The organism is Paraburkholderia metrosideri (assembly GCF_904848625.1).
GTDB classification, from domain to species: domain Bacteria; phylum Pseudomonadota; class Gammaproteobacteria; order Burkholderiales; family Burkholderiaceae; genus Paraburkholderia; species Paraburkholderia metrosideri.
This window is the reverse complement of the sequence record NZ_CAJHCP010000006.1, coordinates 120,957-136,510: the sequence shown is the minus strand read 5'-3', so window position 1 is coordinate 136,510 and position 15,554 is coordinate 120,957. Positions and strand designations below refer to the sequence as shown.

Annotated in this window: 13 protein-coding genes; 9 read left to right on the top strand and 4 right to left on the bottom strand. The window is 61.1% G+C overall.

What is annotated here, in order from left to right:
• Positions 1–208 precede the first annotated feature (208 nt).
• Positions 209–1,975 carry an SMP-30/gluconolactonase/LRE family protein gene (locus tag LMG28727_RS14325; protein ID WP_236591894.1) on the bottom strand — a complete coding sequence of 589 codons (1,767 nt, stop codon included), beginning with the start codon at positions 1,973–1,975 and terminating at the stop codon, positions 209–211.
• Between the two features lie 277 nt (positions 1,976–2,252).
• Between LMG28727_RS14325 and LMG28727_RS14320 the strand changes: the two genes are divergently transcribed.
• The 8 genes from LMG28727_RS14320 to LMG28727_RS14285 all read left to right on the top strand — a co-directional run bounded on the left by LMG28727_RS14320 (position 2,253) and on the right by LMG28727_RS14285 (position 10,347).
• Positions 2,253–3,428, top strand: coding sequence for an extracellular solute-binding protein (locus LMG28727_RS14320; RefSeq protein WP_201643004.1), 1,176 nt, complete (start codon positions 2,253–2,255; stop codon positions 3,426–3,428).
• A gap of 87 nt (positions 3,429–3,515) precedes the next feature.
• Positions 3,516–4,451 (top strand): carbohydrate ABC transporter permease, encoded by a 936-nt coding sequence (locus LMG28727_RS14315; protein ID WP_201643003.1) that lies wholly within the window; start codon positions 3,516–3,518, stop codon positions 4,449–4,451.
• 2 nt (positions 4,452–4,453) lie between these two features.
• Positions 4,454–5,293 carry a carbohydrate ABC transporter permease gene (locus tag LMG28727_RS14310; RefSeq protein ID WP_201643002.1) on the top strand — a complete coding sequence of 280 codons (840 nt, stop codon included), beginning with the start codon at positions 4,454–4,456 and terminating at the stop codon, positions 5,291–5,293.
• A complete protein-coding gene (locus LMG28727_RS14305) occupies positions 5,290–6,108 on the top strand; it encodes an SDR family NAD(P)-dependent oxidoreductase (protein ID WP_201643001.1) in 819 nt (272 codons plus the stop codon). The genes LMG28727_RS14310 and LMG28727_RS14305 overlap by 4 nt, the downstream gene beginning before the upstream one ends.
• Positions 6,105–7,064 carry a dihydrodipicolinate synthase family protein gene (locus LMG28727_RS14300; RefSeq protein ID WP_201643000.1) on the top strand — a complete coding sequence of 320 codons (960 nt, stop codon included), beginning with the start codon at positions 6,105–6,107 and terminating at the stop codon, positions 7,062–7,064. Before LMG28727_RS14305 ends, LMG28727_RS14300 begins: the two co-directional genes overlap by 4 nt.
• Complete coding sequence (locus tag LMG28727_RS14295; RefSeq protein WP_201642999.1) at positions 7,051–8,127, top strand: ABC transporter ATP-binding protein; 1,077 nt, start codon at positions 7,051–7,053, stop codon at positions 8,125–8,127. Before LMG28727_RS14300 ends, LMG28727_RS14295 begins: the two co-directional genes overlap by 14 nt.
• Positions 8,128–8,147: 20 nt before the next feature.
• Entirely contained in the window at positions 8,148–9,332 is a 1,185-nt protein-coding gene (locus LMG28727_RS14290) for a mandelate racemase/muconate lactonizing enzyme family protein (RefSeq protein WP_201642998.1), read from the top strand.
• Between the two features lie 91 nt (positions 9,333–9,423).
• Complete coding sequence (locus LMG28727_RS14285; RefSeq protein WP_201642997.1) at positions 9,424–10,347, top strand: 2-dehydro-3-deoxygalactonokinase; 924 nt, start codon at positions 9,424–9,426, stop codon at positions 10,345–10,347.
• Between the two features lie 13 nt (positions 10,348–10,360).
• Here LMG28727_RS14285 and LMG28727_RS14280 read toward each other — a convergent pair whose 3' ends face one another.
• The 3 genes from LMG28727_RS14280 to LMG28727_RS14270 form a co-directional block, all read right to left on the bottom strand.
• Entirely contained in the window at positions 10,361–11,122 is a 762-nt protein-coding gene (locus LMG28727_RS14280; protein WP_201642996.1) for a helix-turn-helix transcriptional regulator, read from the bottom strand.
• 695 nt (positions 11,123–11,817) lie between these two features.
• The gene (locus LMG28727_RS14275) at positions 11,818–13,317 is read right to left on the bottom strand and encodes a UdgX family uracil-DNA binding protein (protein WP_201642995.1); all 1,500 of its coding nucleotides are present in this window, start codon (positions 13,315–13,317) and stop codon (positions 11,818–11,820) included.
• A gap of 10 nt (positions 13,318–13,327) precedes the next feature.
• Complete coding sequence (locus LMG28727_RS14270) at positions 13,328–14,539, bottom strand: putative DNA modification/repair radical SAM protein (protein ID WP_201642994.1); 1,212 nt, start codon at positions 14,537–14,539, stop codon at positions 13,328–13,330.
• Positions 14,540–14,700: 161 nt separating this feature from the next.
• Here LMG28727_RS14270 and LMG28727_RS14265 point away from each other — a divergent pair, with 161 nt between their 5' ends.
• Entirely contained in the window at positions 14,701–15,303 is a 603-nt protein-coding gene (locus LMG28727_RS14265; RefSeq protein WP_201642993.1) for a 2'-5' RNA ligase family protein, read from the top strand.
• Positions 15,304–15,554 lie beyond the last annotated feature (251 nt).

The following is a 15,554-nucleotide window of genomic DNA, read 5'->3' as shown; positions in this document are numbered from 1 at the left end:
GAGACTCTTCGGGATAGCCCTAGGGTTCGCGTTGTTACGACGCGTCAAGGTCGGTGGGTGAATGGCCAGGCGCGCGGAAAAGGCGGGGCGTGCGCAGGCTCCCGCGCGCACTTGGCGGGAGCGCGAAGGAGGAGGGGCGGCAGGGAGGGTTGGGCGACATCGCCGGGCGCGATGCCGGCGATGTCAGGCGCGAACGCGCAGAGGAGGCTTATCCGGCGAAGGTCGTCTCTGGGAGACCGCGCACGCCAGGAATGTTGACCGCGAAAAGCGATCCGGAAAGCGGGGCGCTGTTGAGCATGTCTTCGGTCAGCCTGACCCGCGCGCTCGTCACATAGAGCACGTCGAGGTTCTGGCCGCCGAAGCAGCAACTGGTGGGGCGCGGCACGGGCATGCGGATGCGCGTCATTTCGCGGCCCTCCGGATCGAAGCGCACGACGCACCAGTCGTCCCACATCGAGACCCACAGGCAGCCGTCCGCGTCGACGGTCAGGCCGTCGGGCGAACCCGCTGACGAGTCGAGCGTGATCAGCGGCCGGCGGTTGGCGAGCGTGCCGTTGAACAGGTCGAAATCATACTGATAGATGGTCTTGCGATGCGAATCCGTGAAATACATCCGCGTATTGTCCGGGCTCCAGCCGAGGCCGTTCGCGACCGTGAAGCCCGTATCCATCTTCTTCCACGAGCCGTCGGCGTCGACCCGGAACAGATTGCCGCGATTGGCCGCCGCGCCCATATCCATCGTGCCGACCCACAGGCGACCCATGCGGTCGCATTTGCCGTCGTTGTAGCGGTTGCTCGGCCGGTCGAACTCCGGGTGAGAGAAGCGCGTCAGATTGCCGACGTCGTCGACGGTCATCAGGCCGCCTGGCGTCGCGATGAGCAGGCCGCCAGTGGCTTTGGGAATCACCAGACTCAGCATCGAGCCGAGTTTGGTTTCCGTGCTGGAGCGGCTCGTTGCGTCGAAACGGTGGATGGTTGGCGTGAGGATGTCGACCCAGTAGAGCGCGTCGTCGCGCGGCGACCACATCGGCGCCTCGCCCAGCAGCGCGGGCACCTGGCTCACGCAGTGAACGTCCGCGTTCGCGAGGGCGGGCGGCTGACTCTTGGCCGCCAGCGACATCGATTGGCCGCCCGAGTTGTGTGAGATCTTGCGCGCAGCGCCCATCACCGCCGCGGACAGGTTGTGCGCGCGCGCCATGTCGAGCCGGTTGGCATTGCCGGAGATGGCCACCGCGCCGATCGGCCGCCCCTCGAAGTCGAACACCGGGGCCGCCAGCGCGACCGTGTCGTCGGAGCTTTCCTGATTGGCGAGCGCATAGCCGCGCGAGCGTGTCAGGTCGAGCTCGCTGCGCAGCGCGTCGATCGAGGTGATGGTGCGCGGACCGAGCGGCTGCAACGTGATCGTGTTCAGCAAGTCCTGCTGCTGGAGCGGGTCGAGATAGGCTGCGATGGCTTTGCCGACCGCGCTCGCATGAAGCGGCAGGCGCATGCCGACGCCGAGCGAAATGCGCCCGGCCTGGCGCGCGTCTTCGCTGGCGATAACCACCGCGCTGCTGCCGTCCAGAATCGCCAGATGCACCGATTCGCCGACGAGATCGCGCAGCAGGACCAGTTCGTCCTGCGCGGCGACCCGCAAGTCGAAGTCGCTCCACACCTCGTGTGCGAGTTCGAGAAAGCGCAGCCCGAGGCGGAAGGTCTTGCTGTACGCATCGTGGCGCAGCAGGCCTTCGCGCTGCAGCGTGGTCAGAATCCGGTGCAGCGTGCCCTTGGGCAGCCCGCAAGCCCTCAGCAGCTGGGTGAACGTCATGGGCGCGGGTGCCTGCGAAACGATATTCAACAGGTACATCGCCTTTTCGAGCACGCCGACGCCGGCTGGGCCTTTGTCTTCCGTCACGGCGAGCGTTGCCGTCCCCTCACTCTCCAGTTCCGGATTCAGCGGATTCGCGGAGGTGGTTTCTACTATTTTTCGTTTCACTTTGGTCAAGTCTTTCGCCCTGGATGGAAATGGCGGGTCGGCGTCGCTGTGGAACGCGTCTCTTGGGCCGCATTGTACGCCCAAAACCGTGACAGCCCGATTGTTGTTCTATTGAATGGAACTTTGCAAAAAACCGTGTTAGGATGGCATCACAAGTTCCAATTATAGAAACAAGGAGACAAGTGTGCTCACACGACGCAAATTCATTTCTGTTGTGGCTGCCTCATCCGTTTTGGCGCCGTCACTGTTAAGAGCGGCTACGAACGGTTTTACGTACGTGGGTTGGTCGCAGGACGAAGCGGCCAGCAAGGCCACCCTCGGCAAGATTTTCGACCAGTTTCAGCAAAGCGATCCTGGTGCGGCGGTCAAGGTGGTGGGATTCCCTTATGCGCAGATGCAGCAAAATCTTTTTCTGCGGCTGCGTGCACATCAGCCAGTCGACGCCGCCCAGCTCAACCTGCAATGGCTGCCGCAGTTCGGCGCGACCGGCAAGATGGTCGACTTCAACGATATTTACGGCAAAGCCGCGCTCGCCAAGGTCATCGATCCGTCCATCCTGCGGCTTGGCGAATTCAGGGGCAAGCAACTGGGCATGCCGTGGACCGCGGGCTCGATCGGCATGGTCGCCAACGCGGCGGTCCTGAAGGAAGCCGGGGTTCGCGAGGCGCCCGTCACGATTGACGCATTCATCGAATCGCTCAAGGCAATCAAGGCCAAATTCCCTGAAACCGTGCCGTATGGGATGTCGACTAAAGACAATGCGTCGATGGCGGCGGACTTTCAGACCTGGCTGTGGACTTTCGGCGGCCGCATTTTCAACGAGCAGGGACAGGTGGTGGTCAACAGCCCCGCCGGCGTGCGTGCTCTCGGGTTGATGAGCGACCTCGTGAAAGACCGTCTGGCCGCAAAAGACACGGACCGCTACGACGCCCGCCGCCTGTTCGCGCAGAACCGCTGTGCCTTCTATCAGGATGCACCGCTGGCGCGCGGTTTCGCCCGCGACAATTCGGGTAAAGGCACCGCCTTCGACGTGAACGTTGTATCTATCGCGACACCGGTCGTGAAGAAAGGCGATGTGCCGCGCTCGTTTGCGTGGGGGCACCTGCTCGGCAGTTTCGCGCAAGACAAGCAAAGTTTCGATGTGAAGTCGGCGCCGGGCCGCTTCGTTTCGTATCTCAGCATGACTGACGAGCCGCAACTCGAGTATTTCCAGAAGATCGGTCTGTTCCCCGTCACCCGTAGCGCGCTCGCCAAACTGTCCGGCGACCCGTATGTGGCGAACTGGACCAGCAACGCAAAGAACGCCACCCGTGACGAACTGGCGTTCTACCCGAACGTCGCGGACCTGACGGTGATTGTCGGCGAGCAGGTGCAGGCTGCCGTGCTGGGGCAAAAGACGGTTGCCGAAGCCATCGACAACATGAGCAAACGGCTGAGTGCCGCCATCGTATAAGCGGGTGGCGATGCCTGAGCAGCCCGTCAGGCGTCGCCGCGAATCAACGCGTGCCCGCGCGTTAATCCTTTACTCGAACCGGTTCCTATGAACAAGGCTAGCCTACTCTCGACGCAGTCCGATCTACGGGAAGCAAAGCAGCGTGGATCACTGAAGTCGCACGAAAGAAGAATTGGATTTGCTTTCGCGCTGCCTTCGCTGATTGCATTCTTCATCGTCATTCTGATTCCGTTTCTTCAGTCGTTGAAACTCTCCTTCTATCGCTACACGATAGACATGGATACGCCCCGCTTTGTCGGTCTGAGTAACTTCAGGAAACTGCTCAGCAACCCCGACACGCTGTCGATCTGGTTAAACACACTGACGTTCGTGGTGTTGACCACCAGCATCACACTCGTGCTGGGTCTCGCATGGGCGGTCGTGCTCAATCAGTCGTTCAGGGGCAAGGCATTCTTGCGCGCGCTTTCGCTGTTGCCCTGGGTTCTTCCTTCAACCGTGACCGCATTTCTTGCCGCGTGGATCTTCAATGGTCAGTACGGCATCCTCAACGCGATTCTGCTGCAGCTGGGCGTGATTAGCGAACCTGTGCCGTGGCTGGCCGAAGCGCATTCGGCGATGGCGAGCGTGGTCCTCACACGGGTCTGGGTATCGGTGCCGCTCTTCATGGCGTTTTTTCTGGCAGGTCTGCAGGGCGTGTCGCAGGATCAGATGGACGCCGCGCGAGTCGACGGTTGCGAAAACATCGGCGTGTTCCGATACGTCGTGTTACCCCATCTCGCACCGACCATCATCATCGTGACCATACTCGGCGCCATGAGCAATCTGCAGGCGTTCGACGTGATCTATGCGCTCACTCAGGGCGGCCCGGTCAAGGCCACCACGATGCTGTCCATCGAAGTCTACAAGCAGGCGTTTCAGAACTGGGACGTCGGCAGCGCCTGCACGATCGGCGTGCTGTGGTTTCTGACCATTGCGATCCCGTCGATCTTCTATCTGCGCATTCTGTTCAAGCGGGAGAATTAAAGATGCTGCTTCTCAATAACTGGCGAGCCAGAACCGGGTTCATGACGCTGTTGCTCGTGATTGGCGGCTTTCTGTTTCTGCCGATCGTCTGGATGCTGTTGACCTCGATCAAGCCCGAAGGCGAAGTGTTCGTGCGCATTCCGACAATATTGCCGCACGTCCCGACGCTGGAAAACTATCGCGCGCTGTTCAGTCACAGCGAGACTGCGATGCAGCTGCGCAACAGCCTGATCACGGCGGGCGGTGGCGCGCTTCTCACCGTCATGCTGTCGACCTACGCGGCGTATAGCTTCGCCAAGTTCCGCTACGTCGGCCGCAAGCCGCTGATGTTCCTGATGCTGTCGGCGCAGATGTTCCCGTTTGCGATGCTGCTGGTCAGCGTCTACCCGATGTTGCAGTGGGCCGACCTGCTCAATACCCGCGTCGGGTTGATCGTCGCCTACATCATCCTCGCGCTGCCGAGCGGCACGTACATGCTGTACAGCTACTTCATCAACATTCCGAACGAAATCATCGAGGCGGCTCGTGTGGATGGGGCGAGCGAGGTCTACATCCTGCATCGCATCGTATTGCCGCTCGCGATTCCCGCGATGGTCACCGTCGGCCTGTATTCGTTCATGTGGGCCTGGAATGACCTGCTGTTTTCGCTCACGCTCGTGAGCTCCCCGGAGTTGCGCACGGTCGGTCCTGGCCTGCTGCTGAGCTATCTCGGCGAGGGCCGCGCGAACTGGGGCGGCGCGATGGCCGAATCGATCGTCATCTCGCTGCCGGTCGTGCTGGGGTTTGCTTTCCTGCAGCGCTACTTCATCAAGGGGCTTACCGCCGGAGCGGTCAAATCATGAGACTTGAAAACAAGGTTGCGATCGTCACCGGCGCCGGTCAAGGCATCGGCCGTGCGATTCTCGAGCGGTTCGTCGGCGAGGGCGCGCGGGTGGTCGCGATTGAACTGTCGGAGACGAGCGCTGCGCGCGCGATCGCCGGGCTGCCATCTGGGCGCGTCGAAATGCTATGCCTCGACGCGCACCGGCAAGCGACCGTGGATGAAGCAGTCCGCCTCGCCAGAGTGCGTTTCGGCGGACTCGATGTGCTCGTCAACAACGCCGTTCAGTATGCGGCGGCGAGCCTCACGAACGAGACCGACGAAGGCTGGGCAAGCACGATCGATTCGGCGCTCGGCGCGACGTTTCGTTTCTGCCGCGCCGCGATGCCTGAAATGATCGCCCGTGGCGGCGGATCGATTATCAACGTTGCGTCGATCAACCAGATCGTCGCGAATCCGGGGCTGGCCGCGTACACCGCCGCGAAGGGCGGGGTACGGGCGCTGACGAAGCAGATCGCCGTCGAATTCGGCATGCAGCGGGTGCGCTGCAACTCGGTCTCGCCGGCCTTCATCGCAACCGAGCGCACGGTCCAGGGACTCACGCCGGCGGAGCTTGCGGCTGTCGCGCAAAGCTACCCGATCGGTCGCATCGGCGAGCCGGCCGACGTGGCCAATGCGGCGCTGTTCCTCGCCAGCGATGAGTCGTCGTTCATCACGGGCGTGGATCTGCCGCTCGACGGCGGCTTGACGTCGCTCGCCGCCAGCGCACTGCTGTCGAACCATATTCGTACCTCGTGGGGACTTCCTGCCCTGCACATCGCGGAGAACAACAAATGACGATAACGAACGCCCACAAGCCGCTTGTCGGCGTGTTTCCGGTGCTGCCGACGCCGTTCGAGGAGAACGGCAATCCTGACGTGGCCAGCCTGCGCCATCTGGTGCGCTACCTGATCAAGGCCGGGGTCGACGGCATCACTTATCCGGGCGTCGCCAGCGAGTTCGGGCAATTGAGCGTCGACGAACGGCTCATGCTGACTCACATCGTGCTCGATGAAATCGACGGCCGTGTCCCACTGGTTGCCGGCGTGTCGAGTACGGATGCCGAAGTGACCATCCGGCTCGCGCAGGCGACCTCTCGTGGCGGCGCGGCGGCGCTGATGATTGCGGTCCCGCCGGACCGGTTGACCGCCCAGGCGCAGATCGAATTCTTCAGCCGCGTTGCGGCGGCCGTGCCGGACACCCCCGTCATGCTGCAGAACGTCCCGGCACCGGTGGGTGCGGGTCTCGATCCCGAGGTCCTGCTAGAGATCCTGAATGCGGTGCCGGCCATCCGGTACATCAAGGAGGAAACCCTGCCGAGCGGACAGCGGCTCTCGATCCTCAAGGGCCGGGCCCCGAACACGCTGCTGGGCGTGTTCGGCGGCGCGGGCGGCCGTTACATCACGGACGAACTACGGCGCGGCGCATGCGGAACGATGCCGGCGATCGAACTGGCGGAGATTCACGTTGCGCTGTTCAACGCGCATAGCGCAGGGCACAGCGAACAGGTGCGGGCGCTGTTCACGCGCATGCTGCCGATCCTGAACGTTCAGGCCGTGTTTCGCTGGTCATTGACGAAATACATCCTGCATCGGCGCGGGCTGATCAAATGCCGGTTGCAGCGCGCGTCGGGTCCTTTGCTCGACGCGGCCGATACCTCTGACGTCGACGATTTCCTGCGCGACATCGACGATCTTCTGATTCCTCAGCAAGTCCTGTCCACCATCGGAGGCGAGCGACATGGCACAGCTTGAATTGCGGCAGATCAATAAATCATTCGGCGACGCATCCGTCATTCAGAACATTGACCTGCATGTTGCCGATGGCGAATTTTGCGTGTTCGTCGGACCATCGGGCTGCGGAAAGTCCACGTTGCTCAGATTGATTGCGGGGCTCGAAGAAAGCACGTCGGGCACGATTTCAATCGGCGGCACCGATGTCACGGCGTTGCAGCCGGCCAAGCGCGGCATCGCGATGGTGTTTCAGTCATATGCGCTTTATCCGCATATGAACGTGGCGGAAAATATGGGATTTGGCCTGAAGATGGCGAATCTGCAGAAAGAGCGTATCGAAGCAAAGGTTCAGGAAAGCGCGCGTATTCTGCAAATCGAGCATCTGTTGGCAAGAAAGCCAAAAGATCTCTCCGGTGGTCAACGTCAGCGCGTCGCGATTGGCCGCGCAATTGTGCGCGAGCCGTCACTATTTCTATTCGACGAGCCGCTCTCCAATCTTGACGCCGCGTTGCGCGTCGAAATGCGGCTTGAGCTTGCCCGCATCAAGGAAGAACTTGGCACGACGTTCGTCTATGTGACGCACGACCAGGTCGAAGCGATGACCCTCGCGGACAAGATCGTCGTGCTGCGTGACGGAAAAATCGAACAGGTGGGGCGTCCGCTCGACCTGTACCACCGTCCGGCAAACCGCTTTGTCGCGGGCTTTATCGGCTCGCCGAAAATGAACTTCATCGAGGTGTCGGCAACGCCGGTGGATTCGACCTCGGTCAAACTCGACTTGCCGGCCGGTCACGTCTGCCTTCCGGTGACCAAAAGGATAAGCAGCCAGACCCTGACCCTGGGTGTGCGCCCTGAACATATGCGCATTGTCGATCAGCGTGACGCGGCGCTGATTGGCGAAGTCAACCTCGCCGAACGGCTCGGCAGCGAAACGTTCGTCTACGTGAAGACGGTGATGGGAATGATCATGGTGAAAGTCGACGGCGCTGCGACCTGCGCGAGAGGCGACCTGATCGGGCTCGCCTTCACCGATGACGCACTGCATCTTTTCGCGGACGACGGCTCGCGCATTTCCGTATCCTGATCCATTACGACTCGTTCGATATGACTATCTCACCCAGAATAGCGTCGGTCGAAACCTTCATCGTTTCGATTCCCCGTGATGTGCCTTACCTGGGCGGCCTCGGCCAGGATGAACAGGTCAATAGCCGCGGCTACCTGATTCGCAAGGGCAACAGAACGATCTATCCGGCGACTGACATGTCGGTGCTCATCAAGCTGACCGCGGACGACGGCACGGTCGGCTGGGGCGAAACCTACGGGATCGTCGCGCCCGAGGCCGTGACGGCGATCATCGACGACGTGCTCGGGCCGGCTGTCATCGGGCGCGATCCGCGAGACGCTGTCGTGATTCAGGAAGATCTGTACGACATGATGCGGGTGCGCGGTTTCTTCGGCGGCTTTTATGTCGATTCCATTGCTGGCGTGGACATCGCCATCTGGGATCTGTTCGGGAAGCTGGTCGGACAGCCGGTGGTCAAGCTCATCGGCGGGCAGCGTCGGAGCTCGATTCCGGCCTATGTATCGGGCCTTCCGGGCCGCTCGCTCGACGAGCGTGTCGCGCTGGCGCACTCATTCGTCGCCAGGGGATTCAGCGCGTTCAAGTATCACGCGGCGGTGTCGTTCGACGGCATCATCGACGAAATGCGTGCACTCCGGGAAGGACTCGGGGAGAGCGTACAACTGATGGTCGATCTGCACTGGAAATTCACGGCTCAGGAAGCGATCCAACTCATCGACCAACTCACGCCATACCGTCCCTGCTTCGTCGAAGCGCCGTGTCAACCAGAGGACATTGAAGGGCAGACGCAGGTTGGTGCGCAGATCCGTGTGCCGCTCGCGCTGGGCGAGGAATGGCGCACGGTCTACGAATACCGGCCGCGGCTGGAACGACGCGCAATGTCGATTATTCAGCCTGAAATGGGACATATCGGCATCAGCCAGTTCATGCAGATTGCGCGGATGGCCAACGCGTTTCACATGAAGGTGATTCCGCACGCGAGCATCGGCATCGGCATCTTCCAGGCGGCGAGCCTGCATGCAGCTGCCGCGCTTCCCAACGTACCGATGCACGAATACCAGCACTCGGTTTTCGATCGCAATCTGCAGTACGTGGAAACGACCATGCGTTGCGTCGATGGCGCGTTCCAGCTGCCCGAAGGCCCTGGACTCGGTATCGAGCCCAGCGAGAAAGTGTGGCAGCACATTCGAAAGAAGCCCACCGTGTAGAAGCGGAACACGCGCAGTGCGCGTGGTCGTTTCGCGCTGCGCGGAAAATATCTCCAGGTTTATCCAATTATATTGATAAGGATCACATAGTATGAATCCATCATTCGTCAGTCTCGACTGGGGAACGTCGAGCTTGCGCGCCACACTCGTGTCGACCGAGGGCGGAATCATCGAGGCGAGAAGTGCGGCGGGCGGCGTGATGTCCGTGAAAGACCGCCAGTTCGAAGCGTCATTGAATGCGATCTGTCGCGACTGGATCGATCAGTTCGGTTGTCCGATCGTGGCGAGCGGCATGATCGGCAGTCGTCAGGGCTGGGTGGAGGCGCCTTACCTGGACTGTCCTGCGACGCCAGCCGCCGCGGCTGGCGCATTTACGACGCTATCAATCTCGAACAAGGTCGACATGCATATCATTCCGGGGCTGCGTTGCGGCTCCGGAGCGTCGATGTACGACGTGATGCGTGGAGAAGAAACCCAGATCTGGGGCGCCGACGTGGAACCCGACACGCTGTGCGTTCTGCCCGGTACGCACAGCAAATGGGCGTTCGTCGGTGAGCAGTCGAGGATCACCCGGTTCGCCACCTATATGACGGGGGAGTTGTATGGTTTGCTCACCAGACACGGCATTCTTGGCCGGCTGATGGAGTTTGGCGGCAGCGATAGCGAAGCCTTTGCTCGCGGTGCAACGCTCGGTTTGAATCATTCGTCGCAAGCCACGCACGTGCTCTTTGCCGCGCGCACGGCGGGGCTGATGGGTGAAGAGCAGCCGGCTGCATTGCCCGACTACCTGTCGGGCATCCTGATCGGCCTGGAAGTCGCGAGTGCGATGGCGGGAGAAACCGTGAATGGCAAGCAGCCCATCGTCCTGATCGGCGACGATGATCTGTGCGCTCGTTATGAAGCTGCTCTGCAGCTTGCCGGCTTGCAGTCAGTGCGGGCGCGAGACGGCGCCACCGTTCAGGGCCATGTGCGGGTCGCCAGAGAGGCGGGCATCGTGGTGTGTGAGCCGGTCTGAAACCCCAGCGGCGCTAGCGGAGCAACACGGTCAGCGCAACGAGCTCAGCTTGACGCGTAATGCCGAGCTTGGTGAACGCGCGTTTTTTGTAAGTCGTGACGGTCGTCGGTGACAGTTCGAGGGTGGCGGCGACCGCGTTGACAGTCTCGCCACGCCCCAACAGCATCGCGACCGACCTTTCCCGTCCAGAAAGCGCATGGTGCCACTTGTGTAGAAATTCAGGCGGAGGGGCAGGCGCGCTCAATAGTCGAATATGCATCTCGGCGAGTGTGGCGAGGAACTCGCCCACGGAGGCAATCAGGATCTTATCGTGGCTATTGAACGGCCCGATCCTCGCGGTCCTATACAAGCTGAGGAATGAGATGGTGTCGCCGCCGGGCATCGCGATCGACAGCGTGTCAATGATCGCCGGTCGCGCAAAGAAACGGTTCACGCATTCGACATGGGCGAGCGGGTCGACCACGACGGAACGGGCATCGGCACCGTTTCGCTGCCGTGCGCTCGAGGACGCGAGTTCACGCACGAGAGGCGCGAGGCGGCCGTAGCCGGCGACGTATTCGTCCAGTGGCGCGACGGCAAGATCCTGCGAGTGCCGGCTCGCGGTGCCGACCATGGATGCCCGGCCGCAGCATACGCGGACAAGCGTGCAGTGATCCACTGCGACAGCCGTATTCAGCGCCGCCAGCAAGGCGCCCGCGAATCTGCCTGAGCCGGCCGTCCGAAGACTGTCGGCAAATAGTCCGGCACCAAGGAGATGGCGCGAATCGTTCATCATGCCCTCGAAATTTGCTATCGATCACCGTCTTTCAGAGAGCGGGAGCCTCTCTGCTTTACGGCAAGCTGATTCTGGCAAAGAAGAATGAGTACAGAATGATGACTGAAGCGTGGTTGCAGGGAAGGGAGGGCGGCGAAGCGCTAGATCACTAGACCGGTGCGTCGCTCGCGGCAGTGGGTATTTTCTTGGCAGGGCATCGGGTTGTGCTTGCGGCGCTCAACCCGGAGGGTCGTCAGCGGCTGGCAAGAGACGGATGGGCGGAGTGACCTTTGCCGGTCAGTGATTCAATGTGAGCGCAGACGCCTTGCGAGGCGCCAGAAAATGAGGGCCTCAAAGGAAAGTCGTCGTTGTCGTTGTCGTTGTCGTTGTCGCCGGCAAGACCGAGTGGGGAAACTCAAATGGGTGACCACCGGATGGCGGGGAAAGGACATTTGCCAATGCTGCCGGCCTAGTTTTCACCGCCGCGGAAACCCGGGGGACTACTTATGGCCAGGGCGAAGCTGCAGGTTGACCAGTGTCAACGTCACTCTGCTCGATTGCTTAGTGGTGAGTACGTCCGCGGACAGAGATCGCATTGGCAACGGCTTCGCCATGCTGAGCTTTCACTGCTCGCTGTACTTCGTCATGGGCAACGCTCCAGAATTGGTTCTGGTGTCCAACTTTTGGAGTGCGGTTCGCTGCTGCGCCCTTTTTATTTATTGCCGTTCTTTCTTCGATGTTTTGTTCGGTGTTCCAGAGGTCGCGGCTATTCCAGCCAAGCCGGATTCGGCCAGTTCGCGCGCTTGCGCAAGCGCGTTGCTGATCTCGCCAAGGACCTTATCGCGCGCCGCTTCGTTCGGCTGCCTCAGCGCGAACGAAGGGTGATAAGTCGCGACGCCCCAACCGCCGTTCAACTCAAATGGCGCATCGACATAGTCGCGCAAGCTGGCTTTCTTGTGCAGCAAAGCGTTCAGCGCCGTTGCGCCTAATGTGACGATTACGGCAGGGCGCACCGTGTGTAATTCCCGTTCAAGCCAGTAAGAACACGCTTCGACCTCACGCTGCGCCGGCGTTTTGTGTAGCCGGCGCTTGCCGCGTAACTCCCATTTGAAGTGCTTTACCGCGTTAGTCAGATAGAGACGTTCGCGCGACAATCCAGCATGCCGGATCGCGATGTCCAGTAATTGCCCTGCAGGCCCGACAAACGGTTGCCCGCTCAGATCTTCCAGATCTCCCGGCTGTTCGCCGATCAGCATGATTCGCGCGTCGCGAGGTCCGGCACTGCCGACCGCTTGCGTCGCGTCGCGCCACAAATCGCACCGCCGGCAGGTATCGAGCGATGACGGGCTTTCTCGCGCGGGCTGGGCGAGCGCCGCCTCAACAGCGATCGACTTGCCAGCGAGCGCACCAACTTCACTTGCTTGCGCCACACGACGCGCGCCGCTTTTCGCTTCACTGATCATTGCGGGAATCAGGCGCCCCTCGGGCAGGCCTTTCCAGAAACGTACCGGCATGTGCTGTTCGAGAGCCGCCTCATTCAGACGTGCCGGGTTGAACGTGCTGCGGTAATACGCGAGCCAAAGCGCCTCGGCTTCGTCAGCGGTGTCGACACGACACTCGCCGGGCAGCACGTGCCGGCGTTCGAGGTGCAGTTGCTGACCGTCCCAGAAAGCCGCGCCGCGCGGCGTTGCGATCATCCACGACGAGCGCCCCATTCGTTGAGAAAAATGCTCGGCGGCCCATGCGAGGACATCGTGGTCTGGTTCGTACCACGCGATGTACTCCGGCGGCGAAGCCGTTTGCGCTTGCTGGCGAAATCGCACGTACGCGATCATGTCGTGCTTCGCGCGCCGCACGCTTTTGGCCATGCGATAAAGCTGTGCGCCATCTGCGTCGGCTGGCGAGGCGACCGCGCGATCGCCTTGCTGCCAGCGCCATAGCACTTTGTACAAAAATGCCCAACGTTGTGGCTCGCAGTGAAGGGCGCAGTCGTGCATCAGCGCGGCCAGTTCTTTCGATACATGCACGGCCACGGCGGGCGTTGCCACGACACCTTCCTGCAATTTTCCATAGTCGAATAAAGTTTGACCTTGCTGTAATCCCGCGGGCTGTTCAATGCGCCATTCGATCGCCTCCGGCGCGACGCGCTCGGCTAACGCTCTGAGAGAAGCGGTGCGCCATGCGGCGAAATGGTCATCGATAACGATGGAACGCATGACGGTGCTTTCACAACAGCGCCAGTTGCACTGGCGCTGGCGTCAACACCCGACGCAACTGAACCGACGACGCGTCATGCCCGGCCGCGCGATAGTCCTGGGTGACAACAAACGGTTTGATCTTCTCCAGCGGACAGCGCAACCGAACGAGATCCTCATAACGTACACGACGCGTTCGCCGTAACTCCACCAGCCGTTTGGCGTTGCGCATACCGATGCCTGGCACGCGCGCGATCATTCGCAACGGAGCACGGTTGAGATCGACAGGAAACTGTTCGCGATGATCCAATGCCCAAGCCAGCTTGGGATCAATCTCAAGCGAGAGATTGCCCGGCTTCTCGAACAGTTCCTTGACGCTGAAGCCGTAGCCGCGCAGCAGAAAATCGGCCTGATACAACCGATGTTCGCGCAACAACGGCGGCGCCTGCGCGGGTAACGCCGACGGGCTGTCGGGAATCGGGCTGAAGCCGGAGTAATACACGCGCTTCAGCTTGTAGGCACCGTAGAGCGTCTCGGCGGTTTGCAGGATTGTGCTGTCGTCGGTCTGATCGGCGCCGACGATCATCTGCGTGCTTTGCCCCGCTGGCGTGAACTTCGGCGCTTTCGCGTCGCTCTGCGCTTCTTCCTGCGCGAGACGGATCGAGCCCATCGCCAGCTTGATGGTACGCACGTCCTTCTCCGGCGCGAGGCGCGCGAGACTGCCGCCAGTAGGCAATTCGATATTCACGCTCAAACGGTCGGCGTAACGCCCTGCCAGCGCGATTAACTGCGGGTCGGCGTCGGGGATCGTCTTCAGATGAAGGTAGCCGCGAAACTGGTGCTCTTCACGTAGCGACCGCGCCACTTGCACGAGTTGTTCCATCGTGTAGCTCGACGACTGAATGATTCCGGAACTCAGAAACAGCCCGTCGATATAGTTGCGCCGATAAAAATCCAGCGTGAGATTGACTACCTCCTCAGGCGTGAAGCGCGCACGCGGCACGTTGCTCGAACGCCGGTTGACACAGTATTGGCAGTCGTAAAGACAAAAATTGGTGAGCAGTATTTTTAGTAGCGATACACAGCGCCCGTCGGGTGTGAAGCTATGGCAAATGCCTGCGCCGGTGCTTGCGCCCAGCCCGTCTACGCCGCGCGAGCCCCGCTTGGGCGCGCCACTGCTGGCGCACGACGCGTCGTACTTCGCGGCGTCCGCCAATACCTCAAGTTTTTTGAGCAGTTCCATGTTGCCGCCAATACTGTATGGATGTACAGTATTGTACGTAGGCAGAGCGAAGGTGCAAGCGGTTTCTGAAGTGATTGAAACGACCTGGGCGCAGCCGCGCTCGCACAACACATGGAGGTCCGTTTACATGCAGATGGCAGCTTCCGCTGGTCAGGAGCGACATGCCTGAACAACTCTGGTTGCCTGGGCTCGAGGCGCCACCAACGCTAACAGACGGCCTGTTTTTTGCCGTTTTCCCCGACACCAAAACTGCGGCCGGCATTGCGAAGCTCGCGCAGCAGCTTTGCGGGGAGGCCCGCACCCGTAGCAAGCCGCTTGCGGCTGGCCGTTTGCACACTACGCTGCTTCACCTTGGAAATTTCGCAGGAGGTTTGCCGCAGCATAAGGTCGATGCGGCAAAACGGGCGGCGTCGTCCATCAGCATGGCGCCATTTACTGTCGAATTCGACGCGGTCGCGAACTTTGGAAAGAAGCCTCGGCCGGGGCCGATGGTGTTGACGGGAGACGAAGGCGTCGTTGGACTTCATGCGCTCCACGATGCGCTGGAACGGGCACTGACACACGTCGGGTTTTGGGAGAGTCCTGTTACCGCCAGGAGTTATGAGCCGCACGTTACGCTGGCATATGGGATGCCGCCGGCCGACAAACGTCCTGTTGAACCGGTGTGCTGGAACGTGCGTGAGTTTGGGTTAATACACAGTTTGATAGGGCGTACCCGGCATATCGCATTGGAGCGTTGGCCGCTGTCGGGCGGCGAGTCGTGACATGCATGCGTATGCAGGGGGCAGGAAGCGGATGGGGGAGATGGCAACCGGTAACGATAGCTTCGAGGCTCCGGAGTCGAAGCGTGTCGTACCTAGAACCGCACACCGGCCGCGCAGCCGCCTGCGAAGCCACCACCGCTTCCTCCTGCGCCACCACAGAATACGCCGCAGCCAGATAGCGCGATCGACACAGCGACGACTGCCAAAGTTGTGCTAAAGCCTTGTCCGAATGTGCGTTTGCGTCCACGCGC

Bases quoted from the DNA above. Each gene is read 5' to 3' on its own strand.
- LMG28727_RS14280 (WP_201642996.1), bottom strand. From the start codon at position 11,122: ATGATGAACGATTCGCGCCATCTCCTTGGTGCCGGACTATTTGCCGAC.
- LMG28727_RS14310 (WP_201643002.1), top strand. From the start codon at position 4,454: ATGCTGCTTCTCAATAACTGGCGAGCCAGAACCGGGTTCATGACGCTG.
- LMG28727_RS14270 (WP_201642994.1), bottom strand. From the start codon at position 14,539: ATGGAACTGCTCAAAAAACTTGAGGTATTGGCGGACGCCGCGAAGTAC.
- LMG28727_RS14275 (WP_201642995.1), bottom strand. From the start codon at position 13,317: ATGCGTTCCATCGTTATCGATGACCATTTCGCCGCATGGCGCACCGCT.
- LMG28727_RS14290 (WP_201642998.1), top strand. From the start codon at position 8,148: ATGACTATCTCACCCAGAATAGCGTCGGTCGAAACCTTCATCGTTTCG.
- LMG28727_RS14315 (WP_201643003.1), top strand. From the start codon at position 3,516: ATGAACAAGGCTAGCCTACTCTCGACGCAGTCCGATCTACGGGAAGCA.
- LMG28727_RS14265 (WP_201642993.1), top strand. From the start codon at position 14,701: ATGCCTGAACAACTCTGGTTGCCTGGGCTCGAGGCGCCACCAACGCTA.
- LMG28727_RS14285 (WP_201642997.1), top strand. From the start codon at position 9,424: ATGAATCCATCATTCGTCAGTCTCGACTGGGGAACGTCGAGCTTGCGC.
- LMG28727_RS14305 (WP_201643001.1), top strand. From the start codon at position 5,290: ATGAGACTTGAAAACAAGGTTGCGATCGTCACCGGCGCCGGTCAAGGC.
- LMG28727_RS14300 (WP_201643000.1), top strand. From the start codon at position 6,105: ATGACGATAACGAACGCCCACAAGCCGCTTGTCGGCGTGTTTCCGGTG.
- LMG28727_RS14295 (WP_201642999.1), top strand. From the start codon at position 7,051: ATGGCACAGCTTGAATTGCGGCAGATCAATAAATCATTCGGCGACGCA.